The organism is Acidaminococcus sp. HCP3S3_G9_1 (assembly GCF_052122455.1).
Taxonomy (GTDB): Bacteria; Bacillota; Negativicutes; order Acidaminococcales; family Acidaminococcaceae; genus Acidaminococcus.
In genome coordinates this window covers 55,483-69,211 of record NZ_JBQKCH010000010.1, presented here as the reverse complement: position 1 = coordinate 69,211, position 13,729 = coordinate 55,483, and the positions used below count along the sequence as shown (strand labels likewise).

General features: G+C 50.7%; 14 protein-coding genes. 8 read left to right on the top strand and 6 right to left on the bottom strand.

Features of this window, described 5'->3' with window-relative positions; translation table 11 throughout:
- Positions 1 to 18: 18 nt before the first annotated feature.
- Both ACTQY1_RS07590 and ACTQY1_RS07585 read right to left on the bottom strand, forming a co-directional pair.
- Positions 19 to 1,458 carry a Sau3AI family type II restriction endonuclease gene (locus ACTQY1_RS07590; protein ID WP_441373997.1) on the bottom strand — a complete coding sequence of 480 codons (1,440 nt, stop codon included), beginning with the start codon at positions 1,456 to 1,458 and terminating at the stop codon, positions 19 to 21.
- A gap of 44 nt (positions 1,459 to 1,502) precedes the next feature.
- Entirely contained in the window at positions 1,503 to 2,006 is a 504-nt protein-coding gene (locus tag ACTQY1_RS07585; RefSeq protein ID WP_441373996.1) for a helix-turn-helix domain-containing protein, read from the bottom strand.
- 164 nt (positions 2,007 to 2,170) lie between these two features.
- Here ACTQY1_RS07585 and ACTQY1_RS07580 point away from each other — a divergent pair, with 164 nt between their 5' ends.
- The 8 genes from ACTQY1_RS07580 (at position 2,171) to ACTQY1_RS07545 (ending at position 11,303) form a co-directional block, all read left to right on the top strand.
- The gene (locus tag ACTQY1_RS07580) at positions 2,171 to 2,701 is read left to right on the top strand and encodes a S26 family signal peptidase (protein WP_441373995.1); all 531 of its coding nucleotides are present in this window, start codon (positions 2,171 to 2,173) and stop codon (positions 2,699 to 2,701) included.
- A gap of 6 nt (positions 2,702 to 2,707) precedes the next feature.
- Positions 2,708 to 3,493, top strand: coding sequence for a hypothetical protein (locus tag ACTQY1_RS07575; protein ID WP_441373994.1), 786 nt, complete (start codon positions 2,708 to 2,710; stop codon positions 3,491 to 3,493).
- A gap of 18 nt (positions 3,494 to 3,511) precedes the next feature.
- On the top strand, positions 3,512 to 4,750 hold the full coding sequence (locus ACTQY1_RS07570; RefSeq protein ID WP_441373993.1) for an RNA-guided endonuclease InsQ/TnpB family protein: 1,239 nt from the start codon (positions 3,512 to 3,514) through the stop codon (positions 4,748 to 4,750).
- A gap of 919 nt (positions 4,751 to 5,669) precedes the next feature.
- Positions 5,670 to 6,851 carry a hypothetical protein gene (locus ACTQY1_RS07565; RefSeq protein ID WP_441373992.1) on the top strand — a complete coding sequence of 394 codons (1,182 nt, stop codon included), beginning with the start codon at positions 5,670 to 5,672 and terminating at the stop codon, positions 6,849 to 6,851.
- Between the two features lie 16 nt (positions 6,852 to 6,867).
- Positions 6,868 to 7,416 carry a hypothetical protein gene (locus ACTQY1_RS07560; protein WP_441373991.1) on the top strand — a complete coding sequence of 183 codons (549 nt, stop codon included), beginning with the start codon at positions 6,868 to 6,870 and terminating at the stop codon, positions 7,414 to 7,416.
- 44 nt (positions 7,417 to 7,460) lie between these two features.
- On the top strand, positions 7,461 to 10,019 hold the full coding sequence (locus ACTQY1_RS07555) for a DNA topoisomerase (protein WP_441373990.1): 2,559 nt from the start codon (positions 7,461 to 7,463) through the stop codon (positions 10,017 to 10,019).
- Positions 10,020 to 10,035: 16 nt separating this feature from the next.
- A complete protein-coding gene (locus ACTQY1_RS07550; RefSeq protein ID WP_441373989.1) occupies positions 10,036 to 11,007 on the top strand; it encodes a hypothetical protein in 972 nt (323 codons plus the stop codon).
- Positions 11,008 to 11,057: 50 nt separating this feature from the next.
- Positions 11,058 to 11,303 (top strand): hypothetical protein, encoded by a 246-nt coding sequence (locus ACTQY1_RS07545; protein WP_441373988.1) that lies wholly within the window; start codon positions 11,058 to 11,060, stop codon positions 11,301 to 11,303.
- A gap of 36 nt (positions 11,304 to 11,339) precedes the next feature.
- Here the strand turns inward: ACTQY1_RS07545 and ACTQY1_RS07540 are convergent, their stop codons facing one another.
- From ACTQY1_RS07540 to ACTQY1_RS07525, 4 genes are all read right to left on the bottom strand, one after another.
- Positions 11,340 to 11,882: a helix-turn-helix domain-containing protein gene (locus tag ACTQY1_RS07540; protein WP_441373987.1), complete on the bottom strand. Its 543-nt coding sequence runs from the start codon at positions 11,880 to 11,882 to the stop codon at positions 11,340 to 11,342.
- A 50-nt stretch (positions 11,883 to 11,932) separates the two neighbouring features.
- Entirely contained in the window at positions 11,933 to 12,562 is a 630-nt protein-coding gene (locus tag ACTQY1_RS07535) for a helix-turn-helix domain-containing protein (RefSeq protein ID WP_441373986.1), read from the bottom strand.
- Positions 12,563 to 12,792: 230 nt separating this feature from the next.
- Complete coding sequence (locus tag ACTQY1_RS07530) at positions 12,793 to 13,188, bottom strand: YopX family protein (protein WP_441373985.1); 396 nt, start codon at positions 13,186 to 13,188, stop codon at positions 12,793 to 12,795.
- A complete protein-coding gene (locus ACTQY1_RS07525) occupies positions 13,185 to 13,727 on the bottom strand; it encodes a pentapeptide repeat-containing protein (RefSeq protein ID WP_441373984.1) in 543 nt (180 codons plus the stop codon). The genes ACTQY1_RS07530 and ACTQY1_RS07525 overlap by 4 nt, the downstream gene beginning before the upstream one ends.
- Positions 13,728 to 13,729: the final 2 nt, after the last annotated feature.

Here is a 13,729-nt window from a genome sequence, read left to right as displayed (position 1 = left end):
TCTTCCTTTATGCTTACTTTATTTCAATCCATCTTTCAACTGGGAAAGGATATAACTGTTGTTTAGCCAGAAGCACTGTTTTGGATAGGCCCGCCCATCCGGGAGCGGATAGGTGTCTCCTGAATCCCGCCCATGGGGACGGACATGGGCCACCCGGTTGTCCTTCATCTTGGGCAGGTTGTTATGGTATCTCCCCTTGTCATCCTTGTAGAATTGGAGTCCGTCCTGGATGATTCTCTTCGTCTTTTCCCAGACGCTCCGGGCTTCCACTTCCAGATCTTCATAAGGGATATTCCAGAATTGGCATCCTTTCAGATACAATTTTCCATCATCGGCGAAATGATAGACCACGAAAAGGAACCGTGTCTCCCGCAAATAATTGGCAAAATCCGAATCATCCCAATCTTCCTGGATGATGTCCGTGAATTTGAAAGTAGGGAAAGACATACTCTGTTTGATTGTACCATTCGCCTCTATCCGGATGGTCTTCACCACAATATCGGCCTTGACGAATTCTTCCGCCTGATTCCCTTTGATGCCCAGCATCCGGAAAGCCAGCATGGATTCTAGGTTCTTGGGTTTCTTTTCCATATCCATGTGGAAGATCTGGCACAACTTTTCTGTGCTGTATCCTCGGTATCGGTCAATCTTTCCAGCTACCTCTTTTTCGAAATCTCCCTGGAATCCATCGGACAGGATCCGTTCATAGGTAGGCACCCCTTTGACGAAATACTGGTTGAGTACATAGGTCATGTAGGAATTCTTGAAGGAAAAAGCCCGGGGTTTTGCCATTTCTGGACTGTTCGGCTGTTTCCTCCGTACGGAAGAATCAGAGGATTTCGTAGCGGCCCCCAGGTACAATGTATCCGCTTCAGACAGTTCATGGGCTTTGCCGGCCCTCACCTTGGCGACGATTTTTTTATAGTCTTCTTTGATGATTTCCAGATCTTCTGCCGGTGGTGTGAACAGCCCCACATAATCCACCGGGTATTGCAGCTTATCGATTCCCTTCGTATACAGGTACCAGACAAGGAGCAAGAGATGGGCTTTGTGCCAGAGATGGCTCTTCTCGAAAGATTCTTCCTTGACCAGGGAAAAATAATCGATCATGGTCAGGATAAGCCTCTCTTTGGCCCGGAGTTCCTGCTTCTTCCCCACTTTGCGGTATGGTGTGACTTTCAGTTCCACCCCGGCATCTGGGAAGTCCGGCTCAGCATCGCTGTTGGCGGCATAATGGAAGAAACATTCTTCCACCAGGTTCCCCATGCCTCCTTTGTAGTTCTTCAGGGCATGGGAATGGACATAACCGTCCGTCCCGGTCTTTTCCTGGAGCCTTTGGGACAGAGGGCCAAGTTCTTTTTCGCTGTCCAGCCAGATTTCCAGGAAGGTCTTTCCCAGCATCTTCCTGGCATATCTTTCGATGGACAGAGGGTCTTTCTCATCATATCCTTTTTCCATATCTGTGCCTCGATTTCTGGTCTTTCAAGTCTGGATAGAGGACCTCATCCTTGTGTCTCGCCGTCGCCTTTTTCTTCCTGCAAATCCGCTCCTGTCCCTTCTCCCGGAGTGTCCTTCTTGGCCCTCTTCCCCTTCCTTTTCTCCATGTTCTCGAAGGTCTTCCTTATGTCCCGGACCATCCGTGCCATCAGGTTCAGGGCATCCAGGTTTTCCACCTGTTTCACCTCGCTGGTGATGAGGTTTTGGAGCAAAAGGACCTTGCTCTCGAGAGTATCCTCGAAGAGTTGCTCATCTTCATCCGGGAGCTTTCCGGTCAGGATCCATTCCTGGCTCCATCCCAGTTCTTCCAGCCGTTTCAAGAAGTGTGGACGGGGTTTCCTCATGTTGTTCTCATAATAGTAGAGAGTGCTCATTCCGAAGCCCAGATATTTGGCGAATTCGGTCCGGTTCATGCCATGCCAGCTCCGGATATACAGGAGCCTGTCCCCTATGCTGTTGAGGTTTTTCGCCTGTCTCAGGGCCATCATCTTTTGTTTCGAGAATGCCATTTTATCTTCTCTCCAATCTCCCTAAATCATTCATTTGTGATGTTTTAATCAGTTACTTTTATCACGTTTTATGGTATAATAGATATAGAATCTGTCGTGTAGGATACAGCTCTTTTAAGCATACTGACAGAGGGCTGGGATTGTCAAGAGGAGCGGGGTTTCCAATGGGATCGATGAGAGAAAGATGGAAAAAACAGTACGGAAAGATCATCGTGCTTTCCATCCTTTCCATTCTTTTTTCCCTCGGCATCTATGCCGCTTTCTTTGGCAAAATCATCTATTCCAACACGACCCATTCCGATACGAAAGGCCTCTATATCCGGACCTTGGATCAGCACCTCTCCTATGGGGACCATGTGGTCCTCTCCGGGGCCTACGCCCCTCGGCCCCAGCTGAAGCTGCTGAAACGGGTGATGGGGTTCCCCGGAGACCGTTTCACGGTCACCGGGGATACCCTCTGGATCCGGGGCATCCCGTATCCCATCATGGATGATCCCCGTATTCCCCATCTGAAATTGGGAGACTACATCGTCCCGGAAGGGACGGTCATGTGCCTGAATCCGGCCCCGGATTCTTTCGACAGCCGGTACCTGGGCCCTCTCCCCATCAATAAGGTGGAGGACCGGGTGGCCCTAGTCTTTTCTTATGAGGAAATCGGGAGTTTCCTCGATGTGATATTTCCCGGAAGGAGCTGATGATCCATGGATCTGAAATATAAAATCCCGGCAGCCGTCCTGGCGGTCTTCTGTGGGCTCTCCGTCCCATTCGCTATGGCGAAGAGCCATTTCCACGGAGGCAATGTCTTCGACCCCACCCGGCTGGCCAAACAGGTGGAACTGGTGAACCAGCAGATCAAGAATCTCCAGGCCCAGATCGAGAAACTGGACCTGTTGAAGCTGGCCCAGCGAGATGCCAATGAGGCCGCCCGGGAGATGCAGCAACGGGAGAAACATGATACATCGGATTTCGGGGTCCTCCAGGGCAGTTCCAGCGTGAATCCAAACGTCCATCTGGAGGATGACAAAGACCTGAACGGCAAGCATGATACCTGGAAAGTCGTCCAGGAGATGGATGACTTCTCCCAGAAGCTGCTGAAGAAGGTGTCTGCCGCCAATGCCGATGCACTCCGCTATACTGCCGTCCTCACCCTCAACACGGAACAGCGGAACAAGGCTTTGGAGGAAATCCTGGGCAGGGCAAAGGACCAGAAAGGCGGGAACCTTTCTGAACAGCAGAAGACTAACATGATCGGCGTGACCAATGCCCGGAACACCATTGACAGTGCCCAGGCCCAGATTGCCGAAGCCCAGGCGGAAGCCGTAAAGATCCAGCAGGAGAACACCACCGAAGCCCTGAAGCTCCTTTCCTCTGGATCCATGACCATGAAGCCTTACGATCCTTACCATCCGGACGAGACGGACAAGCGGTATCTGGAGTCCCATCCGAAGGAAGAACCTTTTGGGTTCCTCCGTTTCCACGATGAATGACTGTAGGAAGGAGATGCCATGTATTTTACCAAGAGCAACCACTTGAAGCACCTGTCCAAAGAGGACCTGGCGGTCCTCATGGAGCTGTGCACCTACAGCAACAATCTGTATAATTTCGGTCTGTACCAGGTCCGGCAGCATTATTTCAAAGAAAAAAAGTACCTGACCTATTTTTCCAATCTGAAAATCTGTAAGGAGAATGAGAATTACAGATCGATACAGGCACAGATCAGCACTCGGATCTTGCAGAAAGTAGACATCGCCATGAAATCTTTCTTTTCTTTGGCCAAGATGGTCAAAAAAGGGTCTTATCCAGCCAACAAACTGAAGCTGCCTCGTTATCGTGATAAGGGAGGGCTCTATGAACTGGACATTCCCGGTACAATCGTTGTTGTCAAAGGCGACAAGATGAAGATGCCTATGTCCCGTCTCTACCGGTCTTCCCATCCGGATTTCGAGAATCTCTGGCTCCCTTTCCCGGAAGATCTGACGGGGAAAACCTTGAAGATGGTCCGGATCATCCCGTTGTACAATGGCCTCCATTTTAAGATCGAATACATCTACGAGGAACCGGTGGTGGATCTGGGGCTTGACAAGGCCCAATCCATCGGCATTGACACCGGGGTCAACAACTTGGCTGCCTGTGTGACCACCTTAGGCACCTCTTTTCTGATCGATGGGAAGCGACTGAAATCCCGGAACTGGTATTGGAACATGGAACACACACGGCTCCTCACCATCGCCCAGAAACAGGGCTTGGAATACACGAAACGGCTGGCCCATATGACATTGAGACGGTCCAATTTCCAGAAGGACATCATGAAGAAAGCGGCCCGGTACATCATCAACTACTGCATCGAACATAATATCGGCACGGTGGTCTGCGGTTCCGTCTCTGAATCCCATGAACCGGAAAAGCCTTTCATCTCCATTGCTTTCACTACCCTCTCCCATACGCTGGAATATCTTTGCGAGAAGTATTCCATGCAGTTCGTTTCCCAGGATGAAGCCTATTCTTCCCAGGCTTCTTTCCTGGATGATGACGAACTCCCGGATTATGATCCAGAACATCCTTATGAAGGCAGTTTCAGCGGGAAACGGCTCCACAGAGGGCTGTACCAGTCCAAAGACGGGTCCCTCATCAATGCGGACCTGAACGGTGCTGCCAACATCCTTCGGAAATGTCCTCTGAAATTTGACCTTCGGAATATCAACAGAAAGACTCTTGTAAGTCCTCAGAAGTTTGATGTCCTGTAAGCGGAAGCTCCCTTCGGGGAGTGACCGTGTATTCGTTGGTTGAACGATTTGAGGTTTTATTCCCTTTGGGATTCTCATGGTACTCAACTTACTACATGAATTGTTTTTTGGGAAAAATCGTTTTATTCCCTTTGGGATTCTCATAGTACTCAATTTCATCTTTGGTCTTTACAGGGTAATATTTGGCTTTATTCCTTTTGGGATTCTCATTGTATTTTTCCTTTTCATGATTTTCATTTATCTGTAAGCGGAAGCTCCCTTCGGGGAGCGACCGTGTATCCATTGGTTGAATGGTTTGAGGTTTTACACCTTTGGTGTTTCTCATAGGTCTCAACCAGCGGTGAAGCCTTTCCGGATTAGTTTGTGTTTTACACCTTTGGTGTTTCTCATATGTCTCAACCGTACCGCATGGGCGTTCCCACCTGGGTGGTACTTTATTCCCCTAGAAATTCTCATGGGTCTCAACTCAAAAACAAAAAAAGCGGGTACTTATCTGTAAGCGGAAGCTCCCTTCGGGGAGTGATCGTGTAATCGTTGGTTGAACGATTTGAGGTTTTATTCCCTTTGGGATTCTCATGGTATTCAACCGAATGTAAAAGAAGAAATCAAATTATACTGGTTTTACTTCCTTTGGAATTCTCATGGTACTCAATTTCATTTTTGGTCTTTATAGGGTAATATTTGGCTTTATTCTTTTTGGGATTCTCATTGTATTTTTTCTTTTCATGATTTTCATTTATCTGTAAGCGGAAGCTCCCTTCGGGGAGTGACCATGTATTCGTTGGTTGAACGATTTGAGGTTTTACTCCCTTTGGGATTCTCATGGTACTCAACCTCACTATGGGTGTATCCCTGCTGAAAGCCGTTTTACTCCCTTTGGGATTCTCATGGTACTCAACCGACATATCGTTGATTTTTTTTGGCCAGGGCGTTTTTCACCCTGCTCCGGTGCAATCCCGTACAGGACCAGGAAGACCGGTATGAATTCGCCCGGCTGGATGTGGATCTGGATGACGACTGGATGGATAAACAGGCCCTGCGGGATTATGCCGGTCTGGAACCGGGCGTGGATAATGATGTTGAAATGGCTATAGCTGCTACGGAATATTATTCTTGGGAAAATTTCGGTGCCGGGAGTGGCTGTGGGAACTTCGGCCCTGACCATGACTGGCGGTCCATGACCAAAGAAGAAATCATCCAAGAATTGGAAAACTATCCCATCGACTCTCAGGGACTGGACATGAGCTGGTCCAGCAAAGCCCGTGCAGAAAACCAGGAGGAGGAGACCATGAGCAAGGAAAACGTGGAAGAGATGCAGCCTGAAGTGACGGGCTGGAGCGAAGCGGATATGATTCGTGTGGAAATGGTGAACGACTATGAATCCTACCGCCGTCTGGAAGCCGTGAATCAGAACATGGCCCGGAAGATGGCCAACGGGACCTTCGACCGGAGCAAAGCAGCCAAGGCCTATGAACCCATCGTGGAAGATTACGTGAAACGGCAGTTGGAAGAGGCCCGGAAGGATAATGAAATCGGACCGGATGGCCGTTTCCCGGAAGGCATGAAATGGTACCAGGCCGTCCCGCCGGAAGCTCGTACCTATGTAGCGGAAGCACTGGTGGAAGACCAGATGGATGCTATCCAGGACCTGAAACGAGATATCATCCGGAAACGGGACCATCTGGAAGTGAAGGATGAGACGCTGGATGCCATCTTCGACCTTCCGGATAACAGGTTCCCCTATAAGACTTCTTTGAAAAGTTTCCTGCAAGAGATGCAGGTGGAAGAACCGGAAAAATATGTCGCTACGGTCTATAAGGCCCACCTCCAGGCCGTTTCCAAAGAAACTCCAGACCGGGAAGCTGTCGCTGCTGAGGAAAAGAGATATGCCGCTGTTCGCCCTACTGTACGGGCGCTGCAGGGGTATATGAATCGGGATCAGGATATTGCCCGGCTCTCTCCGGAAGAACGCCGGGCTTCCTTCCGGACGGTGCAGGATCTCCGCCAGGAGATGCCCAAGCTGTACAGCAAGCTGAGGTCTGTAGGGAAAGCTCTCGAGAAATCCAAGGATAATTCCCGGAATCAGGGAATAGAACGCTGACCAGAGGAGGAAAATCATGGAGGTCAAATATAGAGATATCGCCCAGGATATTGCCCGAAAAGCAGTTGACGGATCTCTGGATCTGGATGAATTCAATGCTCTTGTCAAGGAACAGAGACGAGAACTCATCCGGAAACGGGATCATCTGGTTGTGAAGGATGAAACATGTGAACTTATACAAAAGTTGCCGGAATATCGGCAACATTATAAAGGCCCCGTTAAAAAAAATCTGGAAAGATTACAGGTGGATGCGGATGCTTTATACGCATATTATGTGTATAAAGCCAACATTTCAGTTGCAAAACAGAAAGAAAAAGATTTTGGTTCGAAAGCTCTGTGCTCTTCTTTGACTTTAAAAAGAGCCAAAGCAATGGACTCTACTATCCGATTCTTCCGGAAATACATGGGATTCGATCTTGAACCACCCTCTCCAGTAGAACTATCTGCTGTTGTCGAAACCTTGGACACTCTGAAACAGGAAATGCCGAAATTTTATAGCCAGTTGAAGACCCAGGGAAAAAGGCAGGAAAAGGCGAAAGCGAATGACCTGGGCATGGAACTTTGACAAAGCTCCATGCCCAGTCTATCAATGAGGAAAGGATTGATTATATGGATACTCTCTATATCGCTGAAAAAGAGAACGTGGGCTCTGCCCTGGCCAACGTGCTCTTCCAGGGTCGGGGGCAGAAGAAGGCTGGCTATATCACGGACGGGAGCGATACCGTGACATGGGCCAGAGGCCACCTGATGGGTCTGGCCGATCCAGAAGCCTATGGTCCGAAATATGAGACCTGGTGGGGATATGACCTGTTCCCCACGGAATGGAAGAAAATCCCCAGCAAGGATGCCAGCTGCTCCCGTCAGCTGGCTGTCATCGGCTCCCTCTTGAAGAAATATCACACAGTGGTGAACACTGGGGACCCTGACCGGGAAGGGCAGCTTCTCATCGATGAGATCCTGCATCATTTCCAGTACCGTGGTACTGTCAACCGGCTCCTCATCAATGCCGTGGACGATGATTCCATCCGGAAAGCCCTCCAGGACATCCAGCCCAACTCCCGGTATGCCGGTCTGCTCCAGGCCGGTCTGGGCCGGGAACGGGCCGACTGGGAAGTGGGCATGATGCTCACCCGGTGTTTTTCCAAGAATGCGGAGAAGAAGGCTGGCTGGACCAAGGTCCTCCACATCGGACGGGTGAAGACCCCTACCCTGGGCCTGGTGGTCCGTCGGGAACGGGAGATCCGGGATTTCCATCCGGTGGATTTCTTCGTCCTGTCCGGAACCTTCTCTTCCGGCATGGAACCGACCTTCCAGGCTTCCTTCGTCCAGCCGGATGATCTGGCCACGGACCCGGAAGGCCGTGTCCTGGACCGGCAGGTCCTGGACACCATTGCCCAGGGGCTCTCCGGCCAGACTGGTACGGTCAGCCATTATGAGAAGAAGGCCGGGAAGACCCTGCCCCCTCTCCCCTACTCCCTGGACGTGCTCCAGACGGAAGCCAACCGGAAATACCACATCTCCCCGAAGGAAGTCCTGGATACGGTGGAATCGCTGTATATGGATAAGTATGTCTCCTATCCCCGTTCCGACTGCAACTTCATCCCCACCAGCCAGTTCGCCGATGCACCGGCCATCCTGTCCATGCTGGCCGGGTATGGGCTCCCGGCTGCATCCGGTGCCTCCTCTTCCATCCAGGGCCGTGCCTTCAACGACAGGAAGATCACGGCCCACCACGCCATCATCCCCACCAGCGTACAGCCCTCCGGCCTGTCGGACGTTGAGAAGAAGATCTACGACATGATCGCCCTCCGGTATGTGCTCCAGTTCTATCCTCCTTACACGTTCGAGAAGACCAATTTCGAGATCACCATCGGCGGCTGCCGGTTCAAAGGTTCCGGCACAAGGCCTCTGGATTTCGGTTTCAAGGCCGTTTTCCATGATGGTGAAGGGAAGGATAAGAGGACGGATGAAAACGCCTGTCTGCCGACAAATCTGGAGGCAGGAAGGATTGTCCAGCTCCTGGACACCACGGTGAAGGCCCAGCGGACCACACCGCCCAAACGGTTCACCCAGGGTACCCTGCTCCAGGCCATGACCCATATGGACAAATACATGGATCCGAAGGATCCTCTCACCGCCAAGATGAAGGAGATCAAGGGGCTGGGCACCCCGGCCACCCGTGACACCATCATCACGGAACTTCTGGGGACCCGGCCTGACGGCCACAAGACTACGGCCTACCTGATGGAAGAGAAGGATGAACTGATCCCCACGGAAATCGGGTTCGCCCTGATCGATATGCTGCCGGAACGGCTGTCCGACCCTGTGGAGACGGCCAAGATGGAACTGGCCCTGGATGACATCAGCAAGGGCCAGGGGAACCTGGACGGATTCATGGTCGGGGTCTATCAGATGGTCAGGGACAACATCCAGATCGGGGAATCCATGGACTATCCCCGTCAGCCGGGGATGAAGCAGTATTTCTGCCCCATCTGCAAACAGGAGATCTTCCAGCGTCACAAGAAGGATTCCAAGGAGAAGTTCTGGGTCTGTGGGAACACGGAAGGCCACGAGGACAAGAAGCCCCTCTACTTCCCGGATGACGGGAAGGATGCCCCGGTCTTCACCTTGTGCCCTAAGTGCGGGCAGGCCCTGAAGCGGGGCCGTCGGAAGGATGGCTCCAAGTTCTATTACTGTTTCTCCTGCAAGGCCTATTTCAACGACGAAAAGGGGAGACCCGTCCCTCAGAAGCCCCGGTCCTCCGGTGGGAATGTACAGGGATCCGATGAAAAATGTCTCAAATGTTCTGCTCCTCTCAAGCTGATCCACTGCAAAGACGGGAAGGATCGTTTCCGTTGCGACAAATGCGCTGCCTGGTATGACATGGACAAGGACGGAAAGCCTGTCCCCCAGAAACCCAGGTCCTATGGCAGGAACGTCCAGGAATCCGACGAAAAATGCCTGAAATGCACTGCTCCTCTCAAGCTGATCCACTGTAAAGATGGAAAAGATCGTTTCCATTGCGATAAATGCAATGACTGGTACGACATGGGCAAGGACGGGAAGCCCACGCCCCAGATCCGACATACTCCCGGAGGCGGTTATGCAGACAAGGGGAACAGCCGTGGCCGGGGCAGCGGATTTGGTTCCGGGAGGACCCGGCGATGAAAGGAGCTGATCGGATATGACTGAAGAAAAAGATTTCCTGGAAGAGAAGGCCGCTGCCCAACAGATGGCACAGGAAGCCCAAGGAGTCTCTGATGGGGCTTCCCAGACAGCTCCTGTTTCCCAGGAGGCGGGATCTGTCCCCGCTTCCTCTGGGAAAGCTGCCCAGCAGGAAGCCCCCAAGGGTCCGGAGGGAAAGCAGGAGGACTCCAAGGGGCAGCCGGAGAAGACGGGGCAGATGGTCCATTCCGGGTCCCCCCTGGATGTCTCCAGCCTCATCAACGGCGCAGTCCAGCAGGCACAAGAGGTGCCGGTCCCGTCATTGGCTGCTGCCAAGCAGGCTCCTGCCGTTCCCTCGCCCCCTGTCGCTCCCATCGTCCCACCCTCTCTCGAGAACGACCTGATGGGGATCCGGAAGGAGCTGGTCCTCCTGTCCGCTCTCATCCGGGATGTAGTGGCCCAGAATGTGCAGGTCAAGTCGGCCCTGGATGCTGTCCAGATGAAGCTGAACCAGCCCATGGCTCCGGCTCCCGGTACGGACAAAGAATTGCAGGAAGCCTTGGCGACCCTCCAGCGGTCCATTGATTTCCAGGATGCGAAGATCGATTCGATCGAGAGTGCGGTGGATCTGCTGAACGATACAGCAATTTCCGGGGATTCCCTCCAGCAGGACCTGATTGCCGGGATCTCTTCCGCTATGGAGAAAGAATTCAAGGATTCTTCCGATACCATAGTCAATGGATTCATGGATAAAGTCAACGGGGCTTCCTCTGGATACCTGAAAGACAACCTGGAAGCCAGCAAGTCCGCCTTCTCTGAGCTCCAGAAATCCTACCTGTCCAATCTGGCTGTCCTGAAGGAAAGGACCACGAAGGACCTGGGAGGTCTCATCAACGGGACCAACCGGAAGATGATGTCCCTTTTCGTCGGGACCTATATGGCCACGGCTTTCGCTTTCATTACCCTGGTGTATGTATTCATGCGCCTGTGAACCGATATCTGCTTCTATATCTGCATATTCATGTAAAGGAGAATCTACATATGGATAATAAACAAGAACGTTTCGAAAAAGTCGCTGAGACCCGGGTCCGGAAGGTCCTCCATGACCTGGCTCTCCTGGGGAGCATGGCCGGCAGCGATGCCTACCGGTATACCCCGGCCCATGTAGAGCAGATGTTCTCTGCCATAGACCGGACCTCTTCCCTCATCCGGAAGAAGTTCTCCGCCCGGACCCAGGAGGCGGACCTGGAGAATTTTTCTTTCGCACTGGAAGAAGACAAGGAATAGATGATGGAAGAAGCCCCTTGAGGACCAGGATGGTCCTCAAGGGGCTTCGTTTTCATTTTTTAGTTTCTTTTGTAATCGGTTACTGTCTCTTCCAATTTGATATTGAAAGAACGCTTTTATATACAATCCAAACTTTAAATTATTAAAAGCCTGTTCATTTTCAGAAGAATGAACGAAATCATAAGCCTCAATTAGAAGATCCGGCGAACATTTAAAACAATACTCAGATTCCGGGTCGGCTCCAAAGAGAACATTAAATTCATTCACAGCGTCAGGTTGTGCCCCTAATGCAAGTGCAATTTTAACCTCCTCATTATAATCATCATGAAAGCCACTTGCCCTCAAATCACGGAGAGCTATATCAAATCTATCATTCTCAGAACCAGTATAGCCCAACAAATCATTTGGTGACTTTCCGAGTATATGACAAATCTTCAAAAGCATTGAATATCTAGGTTCACTTGCAATATTCTCATAGTTTAAATACGTTGTGTAACTAATACCCAGTTTACTGGCTAATTCTTTAGCAGTCAAACCTGCTTTTTCCCGATAATACCGCAAATTTTCTTTGAAGGCCATGTCAGCACCATTCTTTCTAAAGTTACGGTCTTGAGCACGCCACTGTCCCTTCAGGTTTTGTTGTATGCTTGATTACTTGGATTTTCCAGCCCAGCAGTCATTTTTCCAGGATGCTCACGGATCTTCCTCATCTCTTTCATGTACGTTCTGTACTTTTCCCATTGCCATTGTCCCAACCTGGTCTGTACTTCTTTGGGCCAGGGACTCTTGTAATGCCTCCCCCAGACCCGGTACAGGACATGGATCACATAATTGGCCATGAAGAGCATATGGAACCGATTTTCGAGGGTATAATCCTCTTTCTTATGCTTCCCATATAGTTTCCGGTAGAAGCTGTAGAGGTCGATGTTGTTCTCCATGTCATCGGACAGTTCTTTTGCCAGTTCCGCACTGGCCTTTTCGGCACTGGCGATGATTTCCTCCGTATAAGGGGTCTCGATGATGCCCATGAGCCAGGATGGGTCGATCCCGAACAGGGCATGGAAATCCTTCAGTTTCCCCATGGAAGGATTGACCCTCCCGATTTCTAGGTCGCTGATATTGCTCCTGCTTTTGTATCCCAGCAGATCAGCCATCTCCAGCTGGGTCAGTTTGTAGATTTTTCTCAGTCTGATGTATCTGTTCTCATTTTCGATTTTTTCCATTTCCATCTGGGGCTCAACCGATTCGTCCATATCCATCGTCTTTCCTCCTTCTTTCCATCTTTCTCTCCCAGAGGTTCCCGATGACTGTCATCATGTAGCTTTCGATGGGGAGGTCTGACATCCGGTGTATTTCCCGATGGACTCTTCCGCAACCGGATTGAAGCCATCCACTCCGATGGCGTTATCCATTGCAAAGTTCTTCTTGATCAGACTCCCATAGATCCATCCGTCATTCCATATACTCCATCCCCTGAACTTGTAATCCCTCATTTTCTCTCTTGCCTCTTTTCCCATTCAGTGCCCGTGACTTCCGGCCACGGTTCATTCAGCAGGATACTGGACAGTTCTTCAAGGACTCCGTCCCCAGCAGCACTCCAGTATCCTTCGCTTTCGTCCCACTCTACAGTCCACAATTCATCATGATTTCCATTGGTGAGAATATCACCCTCGTAGATATCCTCTTTGTAGTAATCTTGGAAACCAGTGAACTGGCCCACGGATTCCGGGTCCACCGCCAGGGCGGTGCCGGAATCATCCAAGATGGCCGTGACGATTTCTTTCTTTCCGTCATTGCTTTCGGGGCTGATCCTGCAATGGAACAAGTCGCCGTACACCCAGTCTTTTATTTCCTTGTTCCATCCCCGGAACTTGATTTCCCTCATCTTTCTGCTCCTTCCATTATTTTCTCTATTTTGTGTTTTTTGATCTCTTCGGTTCCAATTATGATGATTTTCGTATTTTTTACGATGGCACAATCGATCATCATATCTTTTGTATACTTTGTAATGATACAATCCCTGAATTTTCCGTTCTGGAGCCAGGAGATTGTATCATTGTTCGTGTACCTTTCCTTCTCCTCGAAGGAAAGGTCGCAGGACTGGAATTCGCACCGTTCCAGATCGCTCATCCGGATGATGGCATCCTTGAAGCTGCATTTCCTGAATCTGGTCCGCTCCGCATACCATTCCTCGATCCGGGATTTCTGGAACCGGCAGTCTTGGAACATGCAGTCCTGGAACCACAGATCCTTCAGGTCCATGTCTCTCAGGTCCATGCCCACGAAGGTGCAATGGGTGAACTGGATGTAGACCAGCTCCTTGTCTGAGATGATTTTTTTCAGGAATTCCACATCTCTCTGGCCATGTTTTCCAGAGTAGTTCTCGTCTGTTACATACAGACGAGAAAAATCTATTTCTCTCATGG